This window comes from Tumebacillus sp. BK434 (genome assembly GCF_004340785.1).
Lineage (GTDB): Bacteria > Bacillota > Bacilli > Tumebacillales > Tumebacillaceae > Tumebacillus_A.
Genome location: NZ_SLXS01000003.1, coordinates 247,274 through 272,725, shown reverse-complemented (window position 1 = coordinate 272,725; position 25,452 = coordinate 247,274). Strand labels below are relative to the sequence as shown.

Sequence of the window (25,452 nt, the reverse complement as noted above, 5' to 3'; positions counted from 1 at the left end):
TGCGAATCGCTCGCAAGGGGACTTTTGGTCTTACAGCCAAGAACCGTAGTAGACGCCGACGTAGCCGCCGCCCGGTTGCGGGTAGACGCGTTGCAGCTGACCGGAATAACCGGTGTCCACATTGTAGTAGAATTGCGGCGGGTAGGTATCGAACCACAGCTCAGCAACCACCCAGTCTTCATTCCACTCCGGCGTGATCACCGTTGCGGCTTGTGCCGGAATGGCAACGGACAGCGTACCGGCAGCCAGTGCTACTGCGAGAATCAACTTCTTCATACGTCAACACCCCTTTTTATGTCTTAATTACAATTTCAATTCTATCATCGAATCAAGAGATTATCAATCGAAACAATTATTTTAATTTAAATTTTAGAGTTGGTGAAAATGAAAAACTGAAAAGACCTGCGTTCGACAAGATGCCGAATGCAGGTCTTTGCGCAATGCGTGAAGCAGGGACTACATGTCCCATTTCAGCTGGCGTCCGCCGATCACATGGTAGTGAATGTGGAAGACGGTCTGCTGGCCGTGCTCGCCGGTGTTGGTGATCACGCGGAAGCCCGACTCGGCGACGCCGAGGATCTTCGCGACCTCTTGGATCGCGAGGTGGATCTTATGTACAGACTCGGCGTCGTCCTGGCCGACGTGCAGGATGCTCTGGATGTGTTTCTTCGGGATGACCAGCGCGTGTACCGGCGCGATCGGGTTGATGTCATGGAATGCGTAGACATGTTCGTCCTCGTAGATTTTCTTCGACGGGATCTCCCCGGCGATGATCTTGCAGAAGATGCAGTCCGACATGAATAGAACCTCCTCCAGATGGATACTTGTACCAAAAGAGTACCACGGAATAGGTAAAAAGGGAAAGAAATCGTCAAGAACACAGGAAAAGAGCGCGAAACGTGGAATAGAATTGAGTGGAGGAGATGAATGCGTGAAGAAAAAATGGCTTCGGCTCGTCGGATTCGTGCTGACGGTACTCTTGTTATTTGCCGGGTATTACGTATACTCGATGTTTTCATTTTTAGATGCGGTGAGCACGACCAAGTTCTCCACCGGAGACAGTCCGCTGACCACCGCGACTTGGGAAGGCAAGGAACAAGTGAACATCCTCTTCCTCGGGGTCGACAGCCGCGTCAAAGGAGAGCGGCCGCGCTCCGATACCATCCTGTTGCTCAGCGTCAACCCGGTCACGAAAAAAGCATCCCTGTTCTCGATCATGCGCGACACCTACCTCGACATCGAAGGGGTCGGGCAGGCCAAGATCAACGCGGCGTTCGCCAACGGCGGACCGGAGCTGTTGATCTCGACGGTGCAGGAATTTTTAGACATTCCGATTCATTATTACGTTGCCACCGACTTCCAAGGGTTCGCCAAGATCATCGACGCCATCGGCGGGGTGGATGTCAACGTCGCCGAACGGATGGTGCATGCGGATGACGGCATCCATGACATCCTGCTCGAAGCGGGCAAGCAGCACCTAAGCGGCGAGCAGGCGCTGATGTACGTGCGGTACCGCGGCACGGCGAGAGCAGACTTCGACCGCACGGAACGCCAGCGCGAGATGGTGAAGATCGTCGGGCAGAAGATGAGCTCGCCAGGCATGGCGCTGAAACTGCCGAAGATCTTAAAAGAGATCACGCCGTACACGCAGAGCAATATCGCAGCGGGCGACCTTTACAAGCTGATCGCCTTGGGCCTGCAGGCGGACACGTCCGGCATGCAGACCGAGCAGCTGCCGCCGGTGGAGTTTTTGTCGGAGGAATACAACATGTACGGCGAACAGGTATTGTGGCCGGACATCGCCGCAACGCGCCAGTTCGTCCACGAAAAGATCGGCGCCACCAAAAGCGCAGAATCGCCTGCCAAGACGGCCGACAGCAGCACCGGCACGGCAGCGTCGTCCGGCAACGGGCAAGGCCAAGGGCAGCAGCAATCGAACGTGGGTAACCCGTCCGACAGCGGCAAGCAAAAAGGGCAGGTCACCGGCGAATACGTCAACCTGCGCCAGAAGCCGGGCACGGAGAACGAAGTGATCGGCCAGGTCTACGCCGGCGAAGTGCTGGTCATCGAAGAGACGGCCGGCGACTGGTACTACGTTCGCACCCCGGACGGCATGTATGGCTATGTGGCGGCGTCACTTGTCCAACTGCTGTGAGGCGAGGATCCTAAGACTTCGACAGACCCCGATAAGGGGTCTTTTTTTGTGCCCATTTTTCTCAGATTGAAGTTCTAAAATCGACTCTTGGACATAGGATATGTCAAACCTTTTTCTCTCTAAAAAAGCCTCCGAGCACCGAGGAGGGGGACGCAAACATGGAAAACCAGATTGTGATCTACCGAAACATTTCGGGCGAAACGACCCGTGCACAGGTCGATCTTTGGAAAGCACGCGTAACTCGCACCGGTATCCAACTGGAGGAGAAAGGGAAAGGCAAGACCCTGATCTTTCACCTGTATCTTCGAGATGACGAAGTGATCTTCTACATGTATGAAAACGGGAAGACGCTGCACGTGCTGATCGAATATCTGCGGGTGAAAAAGGGGGATGGTCGAATGGTCAAAGCGGTCGACGCATTGATCAGTGAGTTTAAGTTGCGTGGAGAGAAGTACGAAACGAACCGCGGGGATCTATACCGTACCTTGTACTTAAACGGCCTCATCATGGATGAAGGACCGTTTCATGAGCGCAAACTGCCGGCTGATTTTGATCTGCGATTGACACGGGAGATCATCATGGGACACTTGTACATGACGCTTGAACAGTACGCCGAAGCCAAAAAACGAGGCGACGCGGACCTGGAAGCAGAAACGTTCGGCCGCTTGCAATCCTTCAGTGAGGAACTTTCCAAGATCGATGAAGTGCTGAAAAGCAACCCGTCCGCCGAGACGTGATTCACTCTTTCTGTTCGGGTTGAAACACGGCGATCAGCTTCGTGATCCCGTAGATTCCGGCGGTGAGACCAAGCATAATGCCAAGCAAAAGCAGCCAGGGCGATGTGCCGAGCCATCCGTCCAGCCAATTGCCGAGCACCGTGCCGCCGATCGTGCAGATGGCCAAGTCGAGCCCGATGGCTGAGACCAGTCCAAATGCGCGCCATGCTTCATTTTTTTCACCGTGTTTTACGTTCTGCTCCCGTTTCTGTTCCTGTTCCTGCTGTTGCTCTTCCTGCTTGTTCACTGCTGTCACCTCCACTCTAAGTGTATGACTAGAATTACAATATAAACACTCTCTGGGAGCCTTTTGGCTCTCTTTTTGTTATACTTAGATTGAGCATACTCCAAGGTTAGGAAAATGGGCAAGGGGGACGTAAAAGTGAACGTTTTTGTACATAAAGAAGACCAGTATTCCAAGCTGTCGACGGTCAGCGCCGATTCTTTGGTTCTGTTTTACCACGAACGAAAGGAGATCTCGGAAGGCATGACTGCGCTTGATCAAGCGCTGGGCGGCGAGCTGACCGCCTTGTTTGCAGAAGAGGAAGCGACAGGCAAAGCCAATTCGGTCGTGCACGTCCGCTCGAACGGCCGCATCGCGGCGAAACACCTCTATCTGGTCGGACTTGGCAAGAAGGATGACTTGAACGCAGAAGTTGTGCGCAAGGCAGCCGGCACGGCATCCCGCAGCGTGCTCGGCGACCATGTGGCGGCAGCGACGCCTGCCGAATATGCGGCAGCGGTCACCGAAGGCTTCCTGATGGGCCGCTATGCGTATCACAACCACAAATCGGAGCCGGAAGCAGACAAGCGCTTCACAACGCTTGCGATCGTCACGCCGGGCGATGTGCAGGCGGAGGTGGAAGCAGCAAGGATCGACGCAGAGGCGGTCAACCTGGCGCGCGACCTGACCAACATGCCGGCCAACCTGCTCGACCCGGTGATCTTCGCCGACAAGTCGGTCGAACTGGGCACCGCGGCAGGTCTCGAAGTCGAAGTGCTGGACGAAGTGAAGCTGCAGGAGCTCGGCATGAACCTGCTCTGGTCGGTCGGCAAAGGCTCGGAGATCCCGCCGCGCCTCGTCGTGCTGCGCTATAGCGGCGCACCGGAGTCGCAGGAAGTGCTCGGTCTGGTCGGCAAAGGCGTGACCTTTGACACCGGCGGCTACATCCTCAAGCCGGAGAACGGCATGGGCGACATGAAGACCGACATGGGCGGCGCGGCGTGCGTGCTCGGCGCGATGCGCGCGATCGCACAGCGCGGGCTGAAGCTGAACGCGATCGGCATCCTCGTGCTGGCGGAGAACATGGTGTCCGGCAGCGCGTTCAAGCCGGGCGATGTGGCGGTGGCGTTTAACGGCAAGACGGTTGAGATGATCGACACCGACTGCGAAGGCCGCCTGGTACTGGCCGACGGCATCGCCTACGTCAAGCATCTGGGCGCGACGAAGATCGTCGATACGGCGACGCTGACCGGTGCGGTGACCGTCGTGCTCGGCAACGAAGCAGCTTCCCTGTATGGCAACGACGATGCTTGGGTAGAAGAAGTGAAGCAGGCCGGCGCAGAAGCGGGCGAGCGCCTGTTCCCGCTGCCGAACTATCCGGAGTACCAGAAGCTGATCGAAAGCTCGATCGCCGACTATATCAACTACTCCTACCGCAATGCGGCATCGATCGCCGGCGGCGTGTTCCTGGCGGCGTTTGCAGACGGGGTGCCGTTTGTGCACATCGACATGGCCAACGTTTCGAAAGCGAAGAAGACGAACGGCTACATCGTCGAAGAAGCGACCGGCTTCTCGACCCGCTCGCTGATCAAAGTGGCGGAGCGTCTGGCGAAGTAAAGATCACCATGACACACTTGCGGAGGGATGTACGATGAGTGGCACGGAAATCAAAATCAAGCGTCGTGACATCATGACAGCACAAGGCGCGGCAGACCTGCTGAGACGCCTTGCCGACCAGATCGAAGAACAGCACAGCTTCAGCTTCGACGGTCTGCGGGTCATGATCGCCAACCAAGTACAAGTGCGCCAAGACTACAAGAAAGAGGGCCTTGCGCACGACTACACGCTGACCTTGTCCTGGGACGAAGAGCTGGGCGATCAGTTCAAGATCGACGGCGACAAAAGCAAGCGTCCCGCAGACGTTGATCAAGAGGACCTCCCCGACTCAGACCATGACGTCCCGCCGCCTCCACTCGACCTCCCCGGCACCGATGACCAGCCGGACATCCGCAGCCGGGAGCAGCAGCCTGCAGTTCCTTCACCACCTGCCTGATGGCGGGTGGTTTTTATTTGTATGAATCCTTTTTCGCTCTGCCTGCGTCTTATTGAATAGAAATGCCCTGCTTGGGGAGGTGGCCTTGTTTTGGAATTGCAGATTCAGCGCGCGCTGCAGGACGCAGGCGCGATGACCGAATTTTTGAAGGAATTGGAACCGTTTGTCTACCGGGTTTGCTATCACCTGACCGGACATCAGCATGACGCCGAGGATTTGGCGCAGGACTCGCTGATGAAAGTCTGCCGTAATCTCCACACCTACCGGGGCGATTGTGCGATCCAGAGCTGGGTGTACCGGATCATCCTCAATACGCAGCGTGACGCCGTGCGGAAGAAGAAAAACGTCACGATGGTCGAGCTGTCCGAAACCGCTTCGACCAGCGAGGGATTCGAGAGCCAGGTCAACATGAAAATGCTGATTCAGAAGATGCTCGGCGAGCTGACCGGCGTCGACCGCCAGATCTTCATCCTGCGTTTCGTGCAGGACTTGCCGTTAAAAGAAGTCGCATCCTTGCTGGAAATGAAAGAAGCAACTGTCAAAACCAGGCTGTTCCGCTTGCGGGACCGGCTCCGAGGACATTTGTAAATCGAAACGACTGGAGGTGAAGAACGATGATCCAATGCCAAGAAGTCCAAGAGGCGATCTGGAGCGCAGACCTCACGCCGGAGATGATCGAACACGTGTTGTCCTGTTCGGCCTGCCAGAAGGAACAGAATCTGGTGCAGGGGATCGGCATGACGCTCGACCTCGAAGAGATCCCGATGCCGAGCCGCTCGCTGCTCCCGCCGCAAGCGGAGATCGCCCGAGCGGTCAACGCCCACAGGTGGCGCCGCTTCTCCCGCTATGCCACCGCCGGCGTCGCAGCCGCCTGCGTGCTGTTCGTCGCCGTGCAGGTGCCGGGCTATATCAGCAAGCCGAGTCGGGACGCGAGCATGCAGAGCAGCGGAAGCGGAGCGCCTGTCAACAAGGAGATGAGCACCGAGCGCGAAGACGGGAATCAGTCCTCCATTTTTGAGAGTGGCGGACTGAAAAAAGATGAGCTGAAGATGTCCAACATGGCCGATGCACTCAGCCCGAAGATCACCCAACTGCTCAGCAAATACAGCTGGACCCCGTCCGGCGAAGCGGTGCACCAGCAGACGGTGACGCTGCCAGACTCGTTCCAAGACGCGCCGGGTGTCTATCCGCAAGGCCTGTACTGGGCAAAACACAACCTGTTCTCCAAAGACATCGGTCTCGACCTGACCCGTTACCTCGGCGAGACGGTCGTCGCCCACACCATCCTGCTCAAAGAGATGTGGGATGACGGGCTGAAGATGAACACCGAAGCGATCGTGCTGGAGAAAGACGGCGAAGTTGTCGGCGCCTGGCTGGAAAAAGGCGGAGAGATGGCCGCATCGCTGCAACGGCGCGATTTTGCCGACTTGGCCGGCGTTTCCTGGGATGAGTGGTTGCAGCAGGAGGGACAGGTCTCCTACACAGATGGCCCGGATGCCGAGATGAAAGACTGGACGCCGCAGCAGGTGATCTTGAAATACTACGAAGCGATCCAAAACGGCAACTATGCGACCGCGTACAACCTGTATTCGAAAGCGTACCAGAGCACGTTCTGGACCTACGAGACCGGGCAGACGCTGATCGCTAAGGAGTGGAGCCGCGGCGGACTGAGCCCGCAGAACCTGACGTTCGCCAAAGTGATCGACGTGCAGGCGGTGAAAGCGCCCGACGTCTGGGTGCCGGCCGAGTCGTACAAAGGCTCCCGACTGGGCCGCAAACCGGTCGGGGAGCAGCAGTATCAAGTGACGCTCGACGTGAAATACAAAACGCAGACCGAACAGCCGGACGGCATCAATGCGCTGTTCGTCGGCGTGGTCAAAGAAAGTCAAAACGCGCCGTGGAAGATCGAATGGATCGACACCAGCGCTCGTTGAGAGACAGCTCGCGCAAAAGCCTCTTTTCCTTCGGCGGAAAAGAGGCTTTTTACTGAGCCAAAAAGTAAAAAAAGACGCTGAGCATCGACAGGTGAAACAGGAACCAACCCGGCCGCAGGAAGGCAAACGCGCCCAGCTCGGCACCGCGCGCAAATCGAACGCGGTTGAGCGACCGGTACACGAGCAGCGAGAAAAGCAGCGAGCCCCACCAGGTAAAATAGGAGGCCAGCGGTGACCACGTCTCGTATTTGATCAATCCAAAATGATCTTTGGCAAGCATTTCGAGCAACAAGGCGTACATCGCCGCCGTCATCCCAAGCATCAGATTCTGAAACCAGGTCGGGCGCACGAAGCGCAGCATGATCAGCACGACGAGCGGGTACTGCACCCAGTTGAACAAAACGTTATCTCGAAAGATCTCCGGCAGCGGGCGAATCGGATAGCTGTACCAGCCGCCTTGCACGAGAAACAGACAGAACGCCTCCGCGCACGCGCTAAACAGCAGCCAGAGCGTGATGGCTTTGGGCACTTGATAAGCTCGCAGCGCAAGAAAGAGCAGCAAGAGCAGGCCCAAGACGGCATATTGAAACCACATGTTCCCAACAACCCTTCATCGCGTAGCGGTACCTGCGCGCAACAGGTTCACATGGCTAGGCTTCCCATTTTTCCCGGCGCTCATAGCGCGCCCTTGCTAATTTCTGTATACTAGATTCAGATACGTAAAGGGGGTTCCACAGTTCATGAAAATTGATTTGCAATACGTAGTGGATTTCTTGGTCAGCTTGGTCAACATCCCGAGCCCCTCCGGCAATACGGAGCAAGTGATTCAATTCATTGAAGCGGAGTGCGCGCGCCTCGGTGTGGAAAACAAGCGCAACAACAAGGGCGGCCTGATCCTGTCTGTTCCGGGCAAAAACAACGACGTGCACCGCGTTCTGACGGCTCACGTCGACACGCTGGGCGCGATGGTCAAAGAGATCAAAGGCAACGGACGCCTCAAGCTGACCCTGATCGGCGGTTTTGCGTTTAACGCGATCGAAGGCGAATACTGCACCGTCGAAACGGCAGACGGCAAGCTGATCACCGGCACGATCCAATCGACCCATGCGTCCGTCCACGTCCACAAGGACACTCGCACGCATGAGCGCAACGCCGACACGATGGAAGTCCGCCTCGACGCGGTCGTGAAAACCGCGGACGACGTGCGCGAGCTGGGCATCGAAGTCGGCGATTTCGTCTCCTTCAACCCGCGCTGCGAAGTGACGGAGACCGGTTTCATCAAAACCCGCCACCTCGATGACAAAGCGTCGGTCGCCTGCATGTTCGGCGCGTTGAAATCGGTGTTGGAAAGCGGCGAGCAACTGCCGTATACCACGCACTTCCTGATCTCCAACAACGAGGAGATCGGCTACGGCGCGAACTCGAACATCCCGCCGCAGACGGTTGAATTCCTGGCGATCGACATGGGCGCGATCGGCGACGGCCAGACCACCGATGAATACTGCGTCTCGATCTGCGCCAAAGACTCCTCCGGCCCGTACCACTACGGCATGCGCAAGCACCTTGTGGAGCTTGCGAAAGCGAACGGCTTGAACTATGCGGTCGACATCTATCCGTTCTACGGCTCCGACGCCTCGGCGGCGATGAGCGCAGGCGTCGACGTGAAGCACGGTCTGATCGGCCCGGGCATCGACGCGTCGCACTCGATGGAGCGCACGCACAAATCCTCTTTCGAAAACTCGGTCAAACTGATCGTTGCCTACCTGCAGAGCGATCTGGTCAAGTAGGGGCATCATTTCTGCCAATCAGACACGGGAGGTCCTGCCTCCCGTGTTTTTTTTATTGAGCGTTGCTCACGGCCGCGGCGTGCCTGAATGATTTGCGGTAAAAAAAGGGCAACATAGACAAGGTGATTTCATCCGCACAAGAAGAGAGGATGCCTTGTTGGAACACTTCATTTTGTACGGCTCTTTAGTCGGCACCGTCTTCGCCTTGCTGGTTGGGATCCCCAAGCGCAAACTTCGCGAGGCGGTGCTGCTTTTTTTGTTTCCACAGGCCATCACGTGGCTGTTCGGTCTGGTGGTGGTGAAATGGAAGTTGATCGAGTACCCGGTGCGTTCGCTGCCGAAGGTGACGCGGTCGAGCATAGACTTTGAGTATTTTGTGTATCCTGCGCTCGTCGTGCTGTTCAATCTGCATTTTCCGGAGCAGGGCTCGCGGCTCAAGCGGTTTTTCTGGTATGCGGGCGCGACCGTGGGGATCACCGCGTTTGAAAAAGTGCTGGAAGTGTACACCGACCTGATCGAATATCACGGATGGGAGTGGTACTGGACGTTTCTCACCGTCTGGGTCACGTTTTACATCAGCCGGCTGTACTTTCTCTGGTTTCGCACATCTTTGGCAGGCAGGTGAGCCGTATGCGGCTGGAAATCTGGATCTGGATCTTCGCTTGGCTGAGCATTCCGCTGGTGCTGTATCTGTTGGTGCCGCGCACGAAAGTTCCGGATGCGCACATCGTGTTTCTGTTCGCGCAATTGCTGACCTGGACGATCGACCTGTTGAATGTGCAGTTCGATCTGGTGCAGTTTCCGTATCGGGAGTTCCAGTATGCGACAAAAACGAGTTTTACGTTGCACTACATCTTTTATCCGGGCGTGTTCGTACTGTACGCCCTGTTTGTTCCGGAGCGGCGCGGCTGGCCGGTGCGGGTCGGTTATCATGCGCTGTGGACACTGCTGATCGTCTTGTTTATCTATGCGCTCGACCGGTACACGGAGCTGGTGAAACTGGTCTATACGAACTTCTTTCTGCGCTTCGGGATCACACTGACCCTGCTGCTGCTCACCCGCGTGTTTTACGTCTGGTATCGAAAAGGATTCCGAGCAGCGGAAGACGGGACAGAGTCTGCGGCGTGATCTCTTCGGCGTATAGCAAGATCCACCCGGCGAGCAGCAGCGCGCCGGCACCCCAAGCGATGGGCTGGGCGGAGAAGGAGTAGGAGTAGGGCAGCGGGGCATGCAAGGCGACCAAAAGCAGGGCGACGGCAGCCAGCGCGGCTTGGACGGAGCGGTACAAGGTGCGCCACGGCATGACGAGTGTCGAATAGCGGCGGAGCATCCAGAGCAGCGACCCGGTCTGGACGAGCGCAGACGCTGCAAACGCCAGCGCAAAGCCGGCGCGTCCGGCCTGCCACAGTCCGAAGGCAGCGAGGATCATCCCCAGCCGCACCAGATCGCCGAGCAGCCCGGCGTAGAGCAGCGCCCGGCTCCGGCCCTGCGCCTGCAGCAGCGCCGACAGCGGGGCTTGCAGGTACAAGGGCAAAGCGGCCGGGGCCAGCAACAGGAGCATCAGCGCCGCCTCGGGGGCATGGAACCAGCCGGCCAGCGTCGGGGCCAGCACCAGCGCCATGCCTGTCGCCGGCAGCGCGACCATCATCACCGCGCCGAGCACGCGCCGCAGGTGCACAGCAAACGCCTGTCCGCCGCTCGCTGCCCGCTCGGCCGAGGCGAGGGGCAGGTGAGCGGTGGCGATCCCGTCGGTCAGCACCATCGGCGCGCAGAGAAGCGGCAGGGCGATACTCGCGTATTCGGCGATCAGCTGTGACGCCGCCGCTGCGCCGTGTGTCCGCGACAGCAGCTCGTGGGCCAACGGCAGCTCCAGCGCATAGCCAAGCGTTGCGAGCAGCGACTGCCCGGTCGGCGCCAGCGACATGCGCAGCACGCTGAACAGGGCGCCGGAAGCCCGATCCCGCACCACGCCCCGCTTGGCGACTTCCCGCCACAACACCGCGCCTAAAAACAGCCCGGCCAGTCCTTCTCCGGCCGTCAGCGTCAAGATCCCGACCTCGGCGGCCGGCAGATGAGCTGCCGCTGCATCGGGCAGCAGCAGGAGCAGCGCCCCCAGCCGGACACCGACTTCAACGACTTGGGCGCAAGCGGGCGCATAGGTGCTGCCGAGCCCGAGCAGCATCCCGCGCAGGCTGCCGGTCGCACACATCAAGAGCAGGAGTGGCACCGCCGCTTCGAGGAGTCGGGCGAACTCGCTTTTGAAGATTCCGTCCTGCACGGCCAGCAGGGACAGGAGCAGCATGGTGAGCAAGGCAAAACCGGCCGCGCACAGCGTGCCCCAGAGCGCCGCTCGCAAGAGCGAGTGCGGCACCGGGCGGCCGGCGTCGAGCACGGCCGAAGCAAACAGCCGGGTCAGCGCTTGCGGCAACCCGATCGAGCCGAGCGTGGCTGCGATGCCGATCAAGGGCAGCAGCATGCGAAACTCCGCGCTTTCGTGCAGCCCCAGCTTCGCCACAAAACGCGCCAAAAACAAGAGGCCCAGCAGCCGCGACAACAGCTCTGACAGGCTTAAAATGCTCGATTCCCGCACCGGAAACGGCTGAACCACAGGCACACCTCCGCTTGGACCGTCTGTCCCTTCTTCACGTCCTTTCATGGTATGACGCAGGCTGTCCCTTCATGCCCCGGACGCTTGGATAAGCGCTGCCACTTTGTCGCACAGTATCTCTGTGAGGTGAAAGAAATGGTCAACGTGTACAACAAAGAGACGGGCGCCTTGATCTGGAACGGTGCGGACGATCAGGTGCCGACCGCGATCGGGATCGGCGACGAGATCTCGTTCACCGAAGATACGTACGTCATTGAAGAGATCAAGCCGGACGGCGGGAACATGGTGCTGTTTGTCCGGCATCTGCAGAGTTGAACACCGCCCCCTTTATGGTAAAGTAAAGAAAAAGGGGGAATTGCGTTGGGAATCAAATACGAGAACATGCCGCCGGAGATGCTGGCGCAGTTTCGCAATGACATGCGGACCTTGCCGTATGAGGAATTTCTCAAGTGGTCCGCCACGGAACGCCAGCAGGTGGTGGCGCTGATCATCGCCGATTTTGAAGCGTTTATGACGCCCGATGAGCGGATGGATCTGCGCGAGGCGTACTTGTCGACGATCAAGGACGCGGATCGCCAGCGTGCGATGTACGAACAGTATCAGGCGGCGCTGACCCGGCGGCTGCATTAAAAAAGAGGTCAAGCGGAGGGAATCCGGTTGACCTCTTTTTGCGTGGAGAGCGCTTAGCTGTTTTTCAACTGGGCGTACAGCTTTTGCACGTTGCCCGGGAATATCGAACCGAACTCCCACGCTTCATACGCGGCGGGCACTTTCAGATCGGCAAGGCCAGCTTCGGTGCCGCCGTCTGCGATGTGCGCTTCGACGAGCTGCAGCAGGTCGAGCAGGTATTGCTTGTTGGCGCGCACGTCTTCCAAGGTGCCGAGCGGGCCGTGGCCGGGGACGAACTGAACGGCGTCAAACGCTTCGATCTGCTCGAGGATCTGCACCCATTCGCGCTCGTTGGCGTTCCAGCAGGCGAGTTGGTTGTTCACGAACAGCAGGTCGCCCATGAAGATGATCTTATCCTGCGGCAGGTAGACAAAGATGTCGCTCGGAGAGTGGCCGCCGCCCAAGGTGATCAGCTCCGCGCTGCGGCGGGTGCCGTGCAGGGTCATCTTGTTTTCGAAGGTGACGTTCGGGACGGTGATCTGCAAAGTATGAAACGTGGAATCGATCTCGTGGAACTGGGCGAGCTCGACGGCAAACGCCGCCTTTTGCGCTTCGTCCGTTGCGTTGTCGAATTGCTCTTGCAGCGCTTTCAGCTGCGCAGGCGCCTGGGCACGGATCGCTTCGATGCGGGGCGGCAGGTGCTCGGCGATCAGGTTTTTGGTGGTATCGGTGGCGATGATCGCTACGTCAGCATAGACTTGGTTGCCGCGCACGTGGTCGCCGTGCCAGTGGGTGTTGACCATGTGGCGAACCGGGTGGCCGGTGATCGCTTCGGCGATGTCGCGCAGTTCCTGAGCCGCCTGCGGAGTGAGGAAGGCGTCGATGACGAGCACCGACTCGCCGAGGTCGACGAAGCCGCCGTTGGAGAACGCGCCCATGTGTTCTTTGACATATGCTGCGTAGACGCCGTCTGCGAGCTGCTGCAAGGTGAAGTGTTTGGCGGAGGGAAGAGTTTTGGTCGTGGTCAAGAGGTTCACGCTCCCGATGTGTTTTCTTCTTATTGTACAAGAAAAAAAGACCGGCATGGGAGAAGTTGCCGGTCTTTTTGGAAAATTTTATGATGGTTCGCTTTCGGTGCCTTGGTTGCTGTACATCGGGCTGTGCCCGGCGACGCTCTGGCTGTGGTTCTGGCCGCCGCCCATGCTCATCGCGCCGTGCTGGTTGCTGTGCATCGACAGCCCGCCCGGAGCGGCATTGGGTTCGGGCGGCATGGCGTTTTGCGTGCGGCCGCCTTGGTTTTGGTCGTGCTTAGGGGTGTTGTTGCTGCCTCCGGAGCCGGACATGGTGTTCGTCACAGACGCGCCGTTGTCGTTCGACTTCCCATGGTACATGGCGGCATTCGACTTGTTGTTGAACGTGCTGTTGTTCAGTGACGGGCTGTTGCTCATCGAGCTGGCTTCAAAGCCGCCGAACACGCTGTTGCCCGTTTGACCGGAAGGACTTTGACCAGATTGAGCAGATTGAGCAGATTGACCAGAGGCGCTTTGACCAGAGACGCTTTGACCAGAGGCACTTTGACCAGAAGTACTTTGACCAGAGGCACTTTGACCAGAGGCACTTTGACCGGCGGCGCCGTAACTCGACGAACTGTTCATGGACGTGCTGTTCATCGAAGTGCGCGATTGAGCGGAACTGCCCATGGCGGATGAGTTGTTCGAACCGGTGCTCATCGAGAGCTGCGAGCTCGTGCCGGTGGTACCGCCGGTGCTGGACTGGCTGTTCAGCATGTTGGAGCCGTCGGTGCTCGACGTGGTGCGGGATTGCTCCCAGCCCGGAGACTGCGTTTTATGATAGTGTGTGGTATCGGTGGCGATCGGCCCTGCCTGTGCCATACTGTTTTGCTGCTGGGATTGCTGTTGGGACTGCTGCTGCTTCATCGAGTAGGTCATCCGCTGGGACTGCACGCCTTGCGAGTCCTGCGTATTCTGGTTGTTGCCGATCATGCCCTGATCTTGCAGCTGTTGGGAGATCGTGCGGATATGGTTGTTCATCTCATTGCAGACGTTCGCAATTTCATGCAGCAGACGGCCAGCCTGATGTTCCTGGTATGCCGCCTGATAGTAGGTGCGGTGCGTATCTTGCGTGGCGCTGTTTTGCATTTGCTGATATTGGTTCATGTTCTGCTGCGCCAATTGCTGGGCGAGCTGCGCCAGTTGGCTGACTTCCTGCTGCAGATCCTGCACTTGGCCGGACATGCGTTCGATACTTTGTTGCATCTCTCTTCCTCCTTCGTGCTGGAACAAGTTTGCTGTCTCTATCTTGCACCTTGTGCAGGAAGAAATATGCGCCGGTTTATAAAAAAGGGCAGAAAAGGACATTGTAATGATGGAATGAACATTTGCAGGAGGAGATTCCATCATGCCACATAACAGACGACACATGCAGCAACTCGAAACGGAGATCACCCGCGTGCAGATCGAACTGCGCCAGGTCAGCCAGATGATCGGTTCGCTGATCCGCACCGAAGAGCAAACGGTGCAAATGCTTTCGCGCCAGCCCGGCATGCAGGGCCAAGGCATGCAAGGCCAAGGCGTGCAAGAAGGCGTGCAAGAAGGCGTGCAAGGAAGTTCCCAGAGTCAGTTCAACACCGCAGGCCAGCAAGGCGGCGCTGCATACGGCGGCGCGCTCGACCCGAGCACCTTCCAGAACGCTCAAGGGCAAGGCAGCTCTGGTCAAGGCCAGTACGGCAGCGCCAATCAAGACCAAATGGTGTACAGCATGAACCAAGGCCAGCAGAACCTCTACCACGCGAACCCCAACAACAACTACGGCGGTGCCGTCGACCCGACCAGCTACCCCGGCCAAGGTCAAAGCGCACAGCGCTCCGGTCAACAGGGCATGAACAACAGCCCCAGCCAAGGTGCGCAAGGAACGAGCCAGCAAGGGACGTACGGCAGTTCCAGCCAAGGCGCGCAAGGAACGAGCCAGCAAGGGATGTACGGCAGCTCCAGCCAAAGCGCGCAAGGAACGAGCCAGCAAGGGATGTACGGCAGCTCCAGCCAAAGCGCGCAAGGAACGAGCCAGCAGGGGATGTACGGCAGTTCCAGCCAAAGCGCGCTAGGAACAAGTCAGCAGGGGACGTACGGCAGCTCCAGCCAAAGCACGCAAGGTGCGGGTCAACAAGGGATATATGGCACTTCCAGCCAAAGCACGCAAGGAACGAGCCAGCAGGGGATGTACGGCAGTTCCAGCCAAGGCGCGCAAGGAACGAGCCAGCAGGGAATGTACGGCAGCTCCAGCCAAGGCGCACAAGGAACGGGTCAACAAGGGGCGTTCGGCACTTCCAGCCAAAGCACGCAAGGAACGAGCCAACAAGGGATGTATTACAGCACCGCCCAAGGTGCACAAGGGTCTCAGCAAGGCGTGTACCACCCGAATCCGAACAATAACTATGGCGGTGCGGTCGACCCGACCCAGTACAGCAGCACGGGCCAAGGCGGTCAGCGCTCCGGTCAGATAGGCATGACGGGCGGCGCAGGTCAAGGCGGGCAAGGCTCGTACATGAGCGGCCAGCAAAGCATGCAGTCCAACACAAGAAGGCAGTCCAGTTCAAACATGCAGCCCAGCACAAACATGCCGGTGCCGCCGCAGCTGTTCAACGAAGAACGCCGCGCGATGGAGCAGTACAACGAGATGCGCAGCTTGGCGGACCGCATGAACAAGCAGGTGCAGAACATTGCGCAGTCGTTCAACCTGGACCGCTTCCATCCGAACAACTACAACGCTCAGCAGATGAACCCTCCGTATAACGATCCGGTGCAGCGCCAGCAATAGCCCGACCGCTCATCAGCCTGCGGACCGCTTTCGCAGGCTTTTTATGGCTTGTGGTTGAAAAGTCGGACACGGTGGGATATAGTAAATTTTAGATTTTACACCTTTGGAGGGTATACATATGTCGACAAAACCGACGAAAACGCTCGATCCGGTGCCAAACCCGCACCCGGAGCGTGAATATGAAGTAGAAATCCGCTGCCCGGAATTCACCGCGCTCTGCCCGAAGACCGGCCAGCCTGATTTCGCGACGATCACCGTCCGCTATGTGCCGGGCCCGCACATCATTGAGCTGAAGTCGCTCAAGCTGTACCTCTGGGCGTTCCGCGATGAAGGCCATTTCCACGAAGACGTGACCAACATCATCCTGAACGACCTCGTGGCATCGCTCGAACCGCGCTGGATGCAAGTCGAAGGCGAATTTAACGTCCGCGGCGGCATCTACACCAACGTCCGCGTGGAACACAACCCGGAATACAAGCGCAGCCGCGCCTAAAAGTAAACAGCAAAAGAAGCCGTGGAGACTTATGCTCCCGGCTTCTTTTTTATTTTTCGATCCCTCAATTCCAAAACTTATGAGTAGTGGAAGTAGTGTAAGTCTTCATAAGGTTGAGACTATTGGTCAATATATTGACTTTTCGTCCCTGCCTCCTTTATCATAACCAGTATGGCAACTCTGAATACCTTCGAAGCGAAGCTGAGATGATTTTTTACTTATAGAGAATGGGGGAACACAGACATGCAAAAGAAATGGTTTGGCATTGGGATGGCTGCTGTGATGATGGGTACTGTGCTCGTTGGCTGCGGCGATGACGCTGCGACCGGCAAAAATGCAGATGAGCAGGTTCTGAACCTGTACATCGGCGACGACCTCCCGAACATGGACGTATCGAAAGCGACCGACGCTTACTCGTTCCTGATGATGGCGAACACGATGGAAGGTCTGGTGCGCCTCGACGCAACTGGCAACGCACAGCCGGGCCTCGCAGAATCCTGGGAGATCTCCCCGGACAGCAAGACTTACACCTTCAAACTGCGTGACGCAAAATGGGCAAACGGCGACGCGGTGAGCGCGAACGACTTCGTTTACTCCTGGAAGCGCACCTTGAACCCGGACACCGGCTCTCAGTACTCCTTCATGCTGTACTGGGTAAAAGGCGCAACCGAATACAACCAAGGCAAAGGCTCTGCAGATGAAGTCGGCGTGAAAGCGATCGACGACAAGACGCTGGAAGTCACCTTGAACAACCCGACTCCGTTCTTCCTGAACCAAATGTCCTTCCCGATCTTCTTCGCACAAAACCAGAAGTTTGTCGAAGAAAAAGGCGACAAATACGGCACTTCGTTCGACACCATTCTCTCCAACGGTCCGTTCAAGATGACCGCGTGGGAGCATGACACTTCTGTCACCCTCGAAAAGAACGCCGACTACTGGGATGCGTCCAAAGTTGCACTGGGCACGGTCAACTACCAGGTGATCAAGGACTCGACCGCAGCGGTGAACATGTACGAAGCGGGCCAACTCGACCGCGTCGGCCTCGTGCGTGACCATGTAGACCGCTACAAGGATTCGGCAGAATACTCCCTGAAGCCGGAGCTGACCAACGGGTACATCATCTTCAACCCGGCAATCAAAGGCCTCGACAACGCGAAGATCCGCACCGCGATTACTTGGGCGATCGACCGCGACATGTATGCTGACATCGTGTACCACAACGGCACCGTCGGCGCGACCGGTTTCGTTCCGAACGGCACCTCCGACTCTGCGGGCGGCGACTTCCGCAAAACGGCTGGCGACACGTTGACCAAGAAGACCGACGCTGAAGTGAAGGCGATCTTTGAAGAAGGCTTGAAAGAAGCCGGCTTGAAAGCTTCCGACCTGAAACTCGAACTGCTCGTCGACGACTCCGACGTGGCGAAAAAATCGTCCGAGCTGCTCCAAGAGCAATGGCGCTCCAAGCTTGGCATCACCATTAATGTACAATCGGTGCCGTTCAAGCTGCGTCTGGAGAAAGAAAAGAACATGCAATACCAGATCGGCCTCTCCCTGTGGGGCGCTGACTACAACGACCCGATGACCTTCCTTGACCTGTTCCTCGCAGATGGCGAGTTCAACAAAGTCAAGTACAAGAACCCGAAGTATGACGAACTGATCAACAAGGCAAAAGCTGAAGCGGACACCAAGAAGCGCGCTCAGTACCTCGTCGAAGCTGAGAAGCTCCTGATGAAGGACATGCCGATCGGTCCGGTCTTCTTCCGCGGCAAAGCGTTCGCAACCAAAGAATACGTCAAAGGTCTGGTCACCCTGCCGTACGGCATCGACTACGACCTGAAGAACGTCAAGATCGAAGGCAAGAAATAATCACCACCACTCGACAGGAGCCGGCGCCGGCTCCTGTTTTTTTTGTAGAAATCATGCGAATGGCGGCGGATGCGAGCGAAAATGATTTCTAATCGAGCTCAATCGCTTCATATGACTTGTCTATGTATTTCAAATAATCAGATAATTGTTTTACAATAGGTTCAACAACAACCCGCTCCCACACACAGCGGGTCGAGGAAAGGAGGCTCTACCGAAACGAACGACAAGTTCCGAGCAAGCGTTCTTCACTTTAACTATCACCCGAAAGGAGCGCGATACAGGAAGATGACAACGAGATGGGCTCAGGTGATCTTTTCGTAAAGGAGCGTGACAGCGAGAGGAAGTCTTTCGATCGGATCAACGTTCAGTTTTGGTTCAAACACATGGAACATCCAAATTAAAAGGCACCAACCGTCCGGCAGAGGAGGTTGGTGCCTTTTTGTTGTGCCTGACGCCCTAGATCATCTTGAGGTAGGTCAGCAGGTTGTAGAGCATCTCGGCACTTTCCGCACGGGTAGCGGAGCGGCGCGGCTCGACGAAGCTGGTATTCTTGTCGAGGATGCCGGTCGAGATCGCCAAGGCGATGTCTTCCCGGGCCCAGGAGGAGATGTTGCTGCGGTCTTGGACCTGACCCAGAATGCGGGTCGTATCGACGTACGGACGCTGCTCGACATAGCTCAGACAGCGCACCATCAGCGACGCGATCTCCTCGCGGGTGATCGGATTGTGCGGCGCGAACGTCCGCGCATCGTGGCCGCTGATCAGGCCCAAGGTCGAACCGATCGCGACCGGCTTGGTATACCACTGGTTGGCCGGCACATCGCGGAACAGGCTCGTGCCCTGCTTGTCGCTCAGGCCGAGCGACAGCATCATCAACGTCGCAAACTCGGCGCGCGTGATGTCGCCTTGCGGGGCGAAAGACGTGGTCGTCCGCCCGTTGATGATGTGGCGGTTGGCCAGTTGCTGGATCTTGTCTTTCTGCGAGGTGTACTGCAGGTCGGAGAACGACCGCGCATCCTGGATCGGCACGTAGATGCCGTTTCCGGAGCGCTTGATCACCAGTTTGCCGTGTCCGACCGCGTCACGGAAGACTTTGGACGGGGTCGGCGTCAGATTCTCCACTTGCGCGTGCTGGAGCAGGGCGGAAACCGTGCGGTTGGCAGCGAGCGTAGAGCCGGTCAGGTCGATCGACATCTGCGCAAAACGGCTGCCGTAGTCGAGCAACTGAACGGTGGAGCTGTCCAAGATCGCCTGCACAGCAAACGAGACCGGAGTGACCAGCGGGTCGGGCATCTTTTGGCGCTGCAGCTTTTGCGCGACCGCGGAGCTCTCCGCGTTGCCGACCGCCGCGATCCGAAAGGACAGACCGCCGCGGCTGCTGTCCAGCACCTGTTTCATCAGGAGCGGGTTGATCGCATCCAAGGGCAGGTCATAGCTGCCTTTTTCGGCGGCGATCAGCAGGTGCGCGTCGCTGCCAAGTCTGGTGATCATCTCTTGGATCACCGTGCGGGGCACCGTCACTTCTGCCGACGGGTCATTGGCCGGGACGGAGATCGTCAGGTACTTGGTGCCGCTCTCAGCGCTTCGTACAGCGCTCAACGCTTTGCTTTCATTCAGCGTCACAGTGGCCAGTCCGCCGCTGCGGGACAAGTTGACTCCGGTCGCGGTGTCGTAGAGCACCGCTTGTTTCTGACCGCCGTTCAACTCGCCGGTAAAGCGGTACGGCCCCATGTCGATCGGCGAGATCACGCCGTCGCCGGTCGATCTGGAATAGTTGAACGTGGCGCTTTTCTGCTCGCCTTGCACGCTGATGATCGCGCGCAGCACGCCGCTGTCCAGATCGTGGGGCAAGGTCATGTCAAAACGGTAGGTGCCGTGTTCATCGGTTGTCGTTTGATCGTAAGACAGGGTGTCGCCGTTCAGGAACTCCACGGTCAACAGCACCGGAGTGCCGCCGAGCGACACCCCTTGGCTGAGGTACAACCCTTCCACCGTCAGGCCTGAGCCGTACGTTTTGACGGCGATCGTCGTCTCGGCAGACGCAGACGGAGCCAGCGGAAGCGGGCCAAGCAGGAGGCCCGCCGTCAAACACCCGATCAGGGCGCAGCGTTTCCAGTTCATCGCGAGTCCTCCTTGTTAGAGATTGAGCGTTCGAGCATGCGTGACCGGCTCGGCCAGCGGCGTGTAGGTGTACGGATCGACCACAAAGGCCTGGATCGACAGCGAGCTCAGCGGGCCGTCCGCATAGACGGAGTTCACACCGCCCAAGTCGAGCTTGAAGGTGAGCGTTTCGTAGGCGCTGAACGTGCCTTCCAACTCGCGGATTTCGATCAATTTGCCGTTCTTGCGAATCTGCACGAGCACTTTGCCTGAGCGCACGTGGCTGTCATGGTTCTTGATCTGCAGTTCCGCTTTGTGCAGGCCGGTGCGCGTGGTGGCCGGGGTGTAGACCACTTTGCTGCTGAACGGGTGTACCGTAAAGCCGACCGGAAGCGACGTGCCGTCGCTCGTCTTCACCGACACTTTGTGCACGCCCGGCATCAGACCGCTCGGCATCGTGAAGCTGAGCTGCTCCCCGGAGATCGAGAACGGCGTCACTTCCTGGGCGTTGTCGATCTGCACTTTCGCGCCCGTCTTGAAGCCGCTGCCGGTCAGTTTGACGGTAAATGCGCTGTAGCCGTAGGCGACAGCTCCTTGGTCGAGGGCGATCGCCTGCACGAGCGGCGCGCTCGACGCCACTTTGATCCACGAGCTGAACTCGCCGTCCTCTTTCGTCGTGACGACCAGCTTGTACAAGCCCGGCTGCAAGGAGCGGCGCAGCGTCACATCGTAGCGGGTCGAGGAGTAGGTGCTCTGCGCGGTGATCGCTTCTGAGATGTCGGTGCCGCCCGAGGTGTACAGCTTGGCGCGGATCTCATTCGCGCTGTAGGGCAGGCGCGTGTTCACCCCGGTCAAGGTGATGCGCTGCGTCGCCGACTCATGGTACGCGATCTGCGATGGCGTGGCGATCAGCTGCGACCGCTCCGGGCGATAACCGACCGTGCCGTTGTCGAGCAGCACGGGCGCCGACGCGACAGGAGTCAGCAGCGTAGTCAGGCGGACTTTGTAGTACTCCGCATCGCTGAGACCGGAGAAAACGGCACGCTGGGTGCCAGGCTGCACGATCAGCGGGTCGCTCCAGAGGCTGGAGCCGCGCGCCTGCACTTCCACCATCACCCCGGACGGGTTGATACCGGTCGGGTCGATCCAGGTGACGATCAGCTGGCCTTTACTTTCGGTGACATTGCCGTTGGTGACTTTGGTCACCGGCTGCAGGCCGATGCCGGTCGTGCCGCCGAGGTAGAGGCCGGCCGACTCCTTGTTCGTGCTGTTCACCGTCACGATGCGCACATGGTAGAACGAGTTGGCATCGAGACCGTCAAACGTCACTTCATTGGTGCCTTTGTAGACCGTCTTGCTGGTCGTGTAGCTTGTGCTGCTGTTCTTCTTGATCGAGATCACCGCGCGGCTGTAATCGGCAGCCAGCGGGTCCTGGAAGCGAACGGTCAGCTTGTTCGTTTCCGGGATCAGCAGCGCGTTGTTCACTTCGTTTTGGCCGGACCCGGCCGAAGTCGGGATCGTGTAGCCCGGTCCGTTGTTGTTCAGGATGATCCCCTGCGACTCATTGCCGTAAGTGTCGACGGTGGTGATGCGCAGGCGGTAGGTCGCGCCGGGCAGCAGGTCGCGGATCGTCGTGCCGTTTGCGCCGCGCGCGACATCAAAGCGCTTCACGTCTGATGTGCCGACGCGCTCTGCGTAGATCGTCACCTTGTCAAAATCGGAATCGGTCGGTTCGAAGTAGGTGACGGTGATCCCGCCGCCGATGACGTTGGCGCCGGCATTGGTCACTTCCCGCGGCGGATAGCGGTCGCCGCCCGACAGGTTGAAGCCGTAGCCCGAGTTGTCGTAGATCACCCCGTAGGTGCGGGTATTTTTGACCGTGTCGACCACGACGAGCTTGAAAAAGTAGTCCTTGTCTTCCGCGAGGTTCAGCACTTCATAGCGCTGTGTGCGCTTGTCCACCTGAGCGGCAAGTCGCCAAGCGGGGGAGACGGAGCGCTCCGCCGTGTAAATCTCCACATGCGTGCCGTCGGTGGAAGCGGGGTTCCACGTGATCAGCATGCTTTTGGTGCTGTACGGCTGAATGCGCACATCGCCGAGCTCGACCGGGAAGTTGCCGCCCGATTTGCCGGCGGCAAAATAACCGTAGCCGTTGTTGGTCATCAGGTGGAAATCTTTCTCCACCCCGTGGCGGTCAAACAGACGGAATTGCAGGTCGTACGTGCCGCGCGGCAAATCGCGCAGCAGGGCGGAACGGGTGCCTTTGTTGCTCAGCGCCGTCTCGCGGAAGTCGGTGGTGCCGGTCGGTGCGTAATAGACTTTGAACAGGTTGAAGTTGATCGCATCGACGCTATCCGGCCACTGCAGTTGCAGCCCGCCTTCCGGTTCCTGAGCGACGGTCACCTTCCGCAGGTCGGTCAGCGAATAGGTATCGACTTGGCGCGTGGTGAGCGCACCGCTCGCCTCGTTGCCGAAGCTGTCGACCGACACGACTTTGAACGTATAGTCGATATTGCCGGCCAGTCCGCTCAAGGTCAGCTGCCGGACGCCTTTTTCCACCCGCCCGACGGAGATCCAGTCGGTCAGTGATGATTTGATGTAGACGTTTACATGATGAAAATCGGTGCTGGCAGCATCGCTTGGGTCCTGCCAGGTCAGCAGCGCTTCCGACTTGGACTGCACGGAGACGTTCAGCCCGCTGACATTGGACGGCGGAGTGGTGTCAAACGTGTACCCGTAGCCATTGTTAGTGGCCGTCTGCTGCGAGAAGTTGCCGAGGAGATCCGTCTTCGTAAAGCGGAAATCGTAGCGCTTCGACATGTTCATCTGGCTCAGCAGGCCGTGTCCGACCCCTTTGGCGACGACAAAGCCGTCCATCCAGCGGGTCGTGCCGTGCTCCGCGTACTGCACGGTGATCATGCTCAAGTCGGAATCGAGCGGGTCGCTCCAGCTCAAGTCAAATCCGTTTGGGATCGCGCGGACGACGAGATTGGTCAACTCGCCCGGCGGCGTGCTGTCGGTGGCGAGGTAGCCGGCGCCGCCGTTGGTGAATTCGGTGCCGGGCGAGGACGAACCGTCCACTTTGCGCCCGAATAGTTTAATCCGGTATTTCTTGTTATGCTCCAAGTCCCGCAGCGTATAGGACTGCTGGGTGCGCGGGACGACGAAAGACCGTTGGTAGCTGGTCGAGTCGATCAGCCCGTACTGGATGACGATCTCGCGCAGGTCGATCGCGCCGGGATCTTTCCAGTCGATGCGAATGTCGCGGTCGGTGCCCGGCGTGATCTGCACGTTCGCCGGGTCGTAGTTGCTCATCACCTGGATCTCGGCGATCGCCGTTTCATAGGACATGACGAGCAGCTGATAGCGCCCCTGCGGGAGGCCTGCGATCAGCTCGATCGAGATGTGGCGGTCATCCGCGTACGAGAATTCCCGCAGCTTGTTAACCTGTTTCCCGCTCGCGTCGTAGAGCATGACCTGCGTCTTGCTGTGAAACGGAAACAGGCTGCCCCCGGTGATGTAGATCCGCGTGTTGCTGTATCCGGCGGGGAAGATGGAGTTGGAGAGTGTGAGATCTCCGTCCGCCACGGCCTGTTGGGCCGGCAGGATCGGCAGCAAGGTCAGAAGCAACAAAAACACGGTGAGCAGCGCAAGCGGGGTCCGCAATTTCGCGGACCGGCGGTGCTGTTGCATCGAATTCCCCCTTTAACAGTTTTCAGTTCGGTTATGTAGTTACTTCGCTTTAGGGACTGGGAATCCTGTTAAAAGTTAGCAAGGGTGGTCATTTTTCGACAGAGCGTCGAACGGAGTCGGAAGGCGGGAAGGGGTGTTTCGGGAGGTGAAGGAAAAAGGTGGTGCCTTTGCCTTCTTCTGTTTGCACGGCAAGCGAGCCCCCTTGTTCTTCGATAATGCGCTTGGAGATGGCGAGGCCAAGGCCGGTGCCGGTCGCTTTCGTGGTATAGAACGGGTTGAAGATGCGAGGCAGGTCGCGCGCGTGAATGCCGGGTCCGGTATCTTTGACCTTCAGACAGACGGTGTTGCCGCGGTCTTCCAGCGCGAGGGTGACGGTGCCGCTCGACTCGCCGATCGCTTCCATGGCGTTGCGGGCGAGGTTGATCAGCACCTGTTTCAGTCCGCCTGGCTCCAGCGTCAGGCGCAGGCTGTCTGCGGGCAGGTCGAGGGTGAGCGCGATGCCGCGCAGGTTTGCTTCACTCTGCAGCAGGGCGCAAGTGTTTTGCAAAAGCTCACCGAGCTCCACTTCTTCGAGCATGCCGCCGCTGATGCGGGAGACGTTCAGGTATTCGGTGATGATCGTGGAGATGCGCTTGAGGTCTTCCTCCATCACTTTCAGATACATCGCGTGCGCGTGCTCGGAAGGGATATCCCGGCTCATCAGCTGCAGAAAGCCCTGCACGCTGGTCATCGGATTGCGCACTTCATGCGCGACAGACGCCGCCATCTGGGAGACGGTCTCCAACTGCTCGGTGCGGCGCAACGCCAGTTCCAGTTCCCGCTGCATGATTCGTGCCGACCGGTCGCTTTGCAGGCGCAGCGCGAACAGGAGCAGCAGCAAAAACAGGCAGAGGTAGAGATAGCCGGGGACCGGGCGGTATAACTGACAACCGGTCAAGAGCATCAGTGCGATTAACAAAAAATAAAACATTTTTGAAATACGCAGCATCACTGCACCTCCTTCCATTTACATGATGGATTCTATTTTATTATAAAATACTTTCGTTGGATGAGGAATTATTTTTTATTAAAATGAAGAAGACGCAACCCGGAGGCTGCGTCTTTTATCGATCAGCGTTTGCTGAGTTCCGTCTTAACTTTTGCCCGGTCTGTCTCGATGTCGGCCAGATCGCGGCGCAGTTGCTCCACCTTCAATCGCAAGCTTTTTTCCCTGTTTTGCAAGTGGAATTCAAGGTCTTCAAGTTCTTCCATTTTTAATTGGGAGATGTCCCGTTTGTTCGAAAATGCGCTGGTCAAATTCATCGTCCATCCTCCTTTCTAT

Annotated in this window: 25 protein-coding genes; 14 read left to right on the top strand and 11 right to left on the bottom strand. The window is 58.1% G+C overall.

Annotation, left to right across the window (positions count from 1 at the left end; genetic code table 11):
* Nucleotides 1-30 precede the first annotated feature (30 nt).
* The gene (locus tag EV586_RS09575) at nucleotides 31-276 is read right to left on the bottom strand and encodes a hypothetical protein (protein ID WP_132944874.1); all 246 of its coding nucleotides are present in this window, start codon (nucleotides 274-276) and stop codon (nucleotides 31-33) included.
* 180 nt (nucleotides 277-456) lie between these two features.
* Nucleotides 457-798, bottom strand: a complete 342-nt coding sequence (locus EV586_RS09570) for a histidine triad nucleotide-binding protein (protein ID WP_132944873.1) — start codon at nucleotides 796-798, stop codon at nucleotides 457-459.
* Between the two features lie 133 nt (nucleotides 799-931).
* Here EV586_RS09570 and EV586_RS09565 point away from each other — a divergent pair, with 133 nt between their 5' ends.
* Nucleotides 932-2,155: an LCP family protein gene (locus tag EV586_RS09565; protein ID WP_165898485.1), complete on the top strand. Its 1,224-nt coding sequence runs from the start codon at nucleotides 932-934 to the stop codon at nucleotides 2,153-2,155.
* A 158-nt stretch (nucleotides 2,156-2,313) separates the two neighbouring features.
* Nucleotides 2,314-2,892, top strand: coding sequence for a hypothetical protein (locus tag EV586_RS09560; RefSeq protein WP_132944871.1), 579 nt, complete (start codon nucleotides 2,314-2,316; stop codon nucleotides 2,890-2,892).
* 1 nt (nucleotide 2,893) lies between these two features.
* Here the strand turns inward: EV586_RS09560 and EV586_RS09555 are convergent, their stop codons facing one another.
* The gene (locus tag EV586_RS09555; protein ID WP_132944870.1) at nucleotides 2,894-3,178 is read right to left on the bottom strand and encodes an AtpZ/AtpI family protein; all 285 of its coding nucleotides are present in this window, start codon (nucleotides 3,176-3,178) and stop codon (nucleotides 2,894-2,896) included.
* Nucleotides 3,179-3,313: 135 nt separating this feature from the next.
* Between EV586_RS09555 and EV586_RS09550 the strand changes: the two genes are divergently transcribed.
* The 4 genes from EV586_RS09550 to EV586_RS09535 all read left to right on the top strand — a co-directional run bounded on the left by EV586_RS09550 (nucleotide 3,314) and on the right by EV586_RS09535 (nucleotide 7,141).
* Nucleotides 3,314-4,771 (top strand): leucyl aminopeptidase, encoded by a 1,458-nt coding sequence (locus EV586_RS09550; RefSeq protein WP_165898482.1) that lies wholly within the window; start codon nucleotides 3,314-3,316, stop codon nucleotides 4,769-4,771.
* 34 nt (nucleotides 4,772-4,805) lie between these two features.
* Nucleotides 4,806-5,207 (top strand): hypothetical protein, encoded by a 402-nt coding sequence (locus EV586_RS09545; protein ID WP_132944868.1) that lies wholly within the window; start codon nucleotides 4,806-4,808, stop codon nucleotides 5,205-5,207.
* 90 nt (nucleotides 5,208-5,297) lie between these two features.
* Entirely contained in the window at nucleotides 5,298-5,795 is a 498-nt protein-coding gene (locus EV586_RS09540) for an RNA polymerase sigma factor (protein WP_132944867.1), read from the top strand.
* Between the two features lie 26 nt (nucleotides 5,796-5,821).
* Nucleotides 5,822-7,141, top strand: a complete 1,320-nt coding sequence (locus EV586_RS09535) for a DUF4830 domain-containing protein (protein WP_132944866.1) — start codon at nucleotides 5,822-5,824, stop codon at nucleotides 7,139-7,141.
* Nucleotides 7,142-7,190: 49 nt separating this feature from the next.
* On the opposite strand, the gene EV586_RS09530 is transcribed toward EV586_RS09535, so the two are convergent.
* A complete protein-coding gene (locus tag EV586_RS09530; protein WP_132944865.1) occupies nucleotides 7,191-7,736 on the bottom strand; it encodes a CBO0543 family protein in 546 nt (181 codons plus the stop codon).
* Nucleotides 7,737-7,881: 145 nt separating this feature from the next.
* On the opposite strand from EV586_RS09530, the gene EV586_RS09525 reads away from it, so the two are divergent.
* The 3 genes from EV586_RS09525 (at nucleotide 7,882) to EV586_RS09515 (ending at nucleotide 10,056) form a co-directional block, all read left to right on the top strand.
* The gene (locus EV586_RS09525) at nucleotides 7,882-8,928 is read left to right on the top strand and encodes a M42 family metallopeptidase (RefSeq protein WP_132944864.1); all 1,047 of its coding nucleotides are present in this window, start codon (nucleotides 7,882-7,884) and stop codon (nucleotides 8,926-8,928) included.
* A 157-nt stretch (nucleotides 8,929-9,085) separates the two neighbouring features.
* Nucleotides 9,086-9,553, top strand: coding sequence for a CBO0543 family protein (locus EV586_RS09520; RefSeq protein ID WP_243652997.1), 468 nt, complete (start codon nucleotides 9,086-9,088; stop codon nucleotides 9,551-9,553).
* A gap of 5 nt (nucleotides 9,554-9,558) precedes the next feature.
* Nucleotides 9,559-10,056, top strand: a complete 498-nt coding sequence (locus tag EV586_RS09515; RefSeq protein WP_132944862.1) for a CBO0543 family protein — start codon at nucleotides 9,559-9,561, stop codon at nucleotides 10,054-10,056.
* Here the strand turns inward: EV586_RS09515 and EV586_RS09510 are convergent.
* A complete protein-coding gene (locus EV586_RS09510; RefSeq protein ID WP_165898480.1) occupies nucleotides 9,983-11,536 on the bottom strand; it encodes an oligosaccharide flippase family protein in 1,554 nt (517 codons plus the stop codon). The two genes, EV586_RS09515 and EV586_RS09510, sit on opposite strands and share 74 nt — an antisense overlap.
* 135 nt (nucleotides 11,537-11,671) lie before the next feature.
* Here EV586_RS09510 and EV586_RS09505 point away from each other — a divergent pair, with 135 nt between their 5' ends.
* The gene (locus tag EV586_RS09505) at nucleotides 11,672-11,851 is read left to right on the top strand and encodes a hypothetical protein (protein ID WP_132944860.1); all 180 of its coding nucleotides are present in this window, start codon (nucleotides 11,672-11,674) and stop codon (nucleotides 11,849-11,851) included.
* 45 nt (nucleotides 11,852-11,896) lie between these two features.
* Nucleotides 11,897-12,166 (top strand): hypothetical protein, encoded by a 270-nt coding sequence (locus EV586_RS09500; protein WP_132944859.1) that lies wholly within the window; start codon nucleotides 11,897-11,899, stop codon nucleotides 12,164-12,166.
* Between the two features lie 53 nt (nucleotides 12,167-12,219).
* On the opposite strand, the gene EV586_RS09495 is transcribed toward EV586_RS09500, so the two are convergent.
* Both EV586_RS09495 and EV586_RS09490 read right to left on the bottom strand, forming a co-directional pair.
* Complete coding sequence (locus tag EV586_RS09495) at nucleotides 12,220-13,173, bottom strand: MBL fold metallo-hydrolase (protein WP_165898478.1); 954 nt, start codon at nucleotides 13,171-13,173, stop codon at nucleotides 12,220-12,222.
* A gap of 87 nt (nucleotides 13,174-13,260) precedes the next feature.
* Nucleotides 13,261-14,421, bottom strand: coding sequence for a hypothetical protein (locus tag EV586_RS09490; RefSeq protein WP_132944857.1), 1,161 nt, complete (start codon nucleotides 14,419-14,421; stop codon nucleotides 13,261-13,263).
* A 142-nt stretch (nucleotides 14,422-14,563) separates the two neighbouring features.
* On the opposite strand from EV586_RS09490, the gene EV586_RS09485 reads away from it, so the two are divergent.
* The 3 genes from EV586_RS09485 to EV586_RS09475 all read left to right on the top strand — a co-directional run bounded on the left by EV586_RS09485 (nucleotide 14,564) and on the right by EV586_RS09475 (nucleotide 18,338).
* Nucleotides 14,564-15,979 carry a serine-rich family protein gene (locus tag EV586_RS09485; RefSeq protein WP_132944856.1) on the top strand — a complete coding sequence of 472 codons (1,416 nt, stop codon included), beginning with the start codon at nucleotides 14,564-14,566 and terminating at the stop codon, nucleotides 15,977-15,979.
* Nucleotides 15,980-16,097: 118 nt separating this feature from the next.
* Nucleotides 16,098-16,472: a preQ(1) synthase gene (gene queF, locus EV586_RS09480; protein ID WP_132944855.1), complete on the top strand. Its 375-nt coding sequence runs from the start codon at nucleotides 16,098-16,100 to the stop codon at nucleotides 16,470-16,472.
* Nucleotides 16,473-16,715: 243 nt separating this feature from the next.
* Nucleotides 16,716-18,338, top strand: a complete 1,623-nt coding sequence (locus EV586_RS09475) for a peptide ABC transporter substrate-binding protein (RefSeq protein WP_132944854.1) — start codon at nucleotides 16,716-16,718, stop codon at nucleotides 18,336-18,338.
* Nucleotides 18,339-18,794: 456 nt separating this feature from the next.
* Here the strand turns inward: EV586_RS09475 and EV586_RS09470 are convergent, their stop codons facing one another.
* The 4 genes from EV586_RS09470 to EV586_RS09455 all read right to left on the bottom strand — a co-directional run bounded on the left by EV586_RS09470 (nucleotide 18,795) and on the right by EV586_RS09455 (nucleotide 25,433).
* Nucleotides 18,795-20,459 carry an S-layer homology domain-containing protein gene (locus tag EV586_RS09470; RefSeq protein WP_132944853.1) on the bottom strand — a complete coding sequence of 555 codons (1,665 nt, stop codon included), beginning with the start codon at nucleotides 20,457-20,459 and terminating at the stop codon, nucleotides 18,795-18,797.
* A 15-nt stretch (nucleotides 20,460-20,474) separates the two neighbouring features.
* Nucleotides 20,475-24,131 carry a fibronectin type III domain-containing protein gene (locus tag EV586_RS09465; protein ID WP_132944852.1) on the bottom strand — a complete coding sequence of 1,219 codons (3,657 nt, stop codon included), beginning with the start codon at nucleotides 24,129-24,131 and terminating at the stop codon, nucleotides 20,475-20,477.
* 88 nt (nucleotides 24,132-24,219) lie between these two features.
* Entirely contained in the window at nucleotides 24,220-25,119 is a 900-nt protein-coding gene (locus tag EV586_RS09460) for an ATP-binding protein (protein WP_165898476.1), read from the bottom strand.
* Nucleotides 25,120-25,241: 122 nt separating this feature from the next.
* On the bottom strand, nucleotides 25,242-25,433 hold the full coding sequence (locus EV586_RS09455; protein WP_132944850.1) for a hypothetical protein: 192 nt from the start codon (nucleotides 25,431-25,433) through the stop codon (nucleotides 25,242-25,244).
* Between the last annotated feature and the right edge of the window lie 19 nt (nucleotides 25,434-25,452).

What these genes read in the sequence shown, in the direction of transcription:
- EV586_RS09575 (WP_132944874.1), bottom strand. Translation starts at nt 276, where the DNA reads ATGAAGAAGTTGATTCTCGCAGTAGCACTGGCTGCCGGTACGCTGTCC.
- EV586_RS09570 (WP_132944873.1), bottom strand. Translation starts at nt 798, where the DNA reads ATGTCGGACTGCATCTTCTGCAAGATCATCGCCGGGGAGATCCCGTCG.
- EV586_RS09560 (WP_132944871.1), top strand. Translation starts at nt 2,314, where the DNA reads ATGGAAAACCAGATTGTGATCTACCGAAACATTTCGGGCGAAACGACC.
- EV586_RS09545 (WP_132944868.1), top strand. Translation starts at nt 4,806, where the DNA reads ATGAGTGGCACGGAAATCAAAATCAAGCGTCGTGACATCATGACAGCA.
- EV586_RS09535 (WP_132944866.1), top strand. Translation starts at nt 5,822, where the DNA reads ATGATCCAATGCCAAGAAGTCCAAGAGGCGATCTGGAGCGCAGACCTC.
- EV586_RS09530 (WP_132944865.1), bottom strand. Translation starts at nt 7,736, where the DNA reads ATGTGGTTTCAATATGCCGTCTTGGGCCTGCTCTTGCTGCTCTTTCTT.
- EV586_RS09525 (WP_132944864.1), top strand. Translation starts at nt 7,882, where the DNA reads ATGAAAATTGATTTGCAATACGTAGTGGATTTCTTGGTCAGCTTGGTC.
- EV586_RS09515 (WP_132944862.1), top strand. Translation starts at nt 9,559, where the DNA reads ATGCGGCTGGAAATCTGGATCTGGATCTTCGCTTGGCTGAGCATTCCG.
- EV586_RS09505 (WP_132944860.1), top strand. Translation starts at nt 11,672, where the DNA reads ATGGTCAACGTGTACAACAAAGAGACGGGCGCCTTGATCTGGAACGGT.
- EV586_RS09490 (WP_132944857.1), bottom strand. Translation starts at nt 14,421, where the DNA reads ATGCAACAAAGTATCGAACGCATGTCCGGCCAAGTGCAGGATCTGCAG.
- EV586_RS09485 (WP_132944856.1), top strand. Translation starts at nt 14,564, where the DNA reads ATGCCACATAACAGACGACACATGCAGCAACTCGAAACGGAGATCACC.
- queF (WP_132944855.1), top strand. Translation starts at nt 16,098, where the DNA reads ATGTCGACAAAACCGACGAAAACGCTCGATCCGGTGCCAAACCCGCAC.
- EV586_RS09475 (WP_132944854.1), top strand. Translation starts at nt 16,716, where the DNA reads ATGCAAAAGAAATGGTTTGGCATTGGGATGGCTGCTGTGATGATGGGT.
- EV586_RS09470 (WP_132944853.1), bottom strand. Translation starts at nt 20,459, where the DNA reads ATGAACTGGAAACGCTGCGCCCTGATCGGGTGTTTGACGGCGGGCCTC.
- EV586_RS09465 (WP_132944852.1), bottom strand. Translation starts at nt 24,131, where the DNA reads ATGCAACAGCACCGCCGGTCCGCGAAATTGCGGACCCCGCTTGCGCTG.
- EV586_RS09460 (WP_165898476.1), bottom strand. Translation starts at nt 25,119, where the DNA reads ATGCTGCGTATTTCAAAAATGTTTTATTTTTTGTTAATCGCACTGATG.
- EV586_RS09455 (WP_132944850.1), bottom strand. Translation starts at nt 25,433, where the DNA reads ATGAATTTGACCAGCGCATTTTCGAACAAACGGGACATCTCCCAATTA.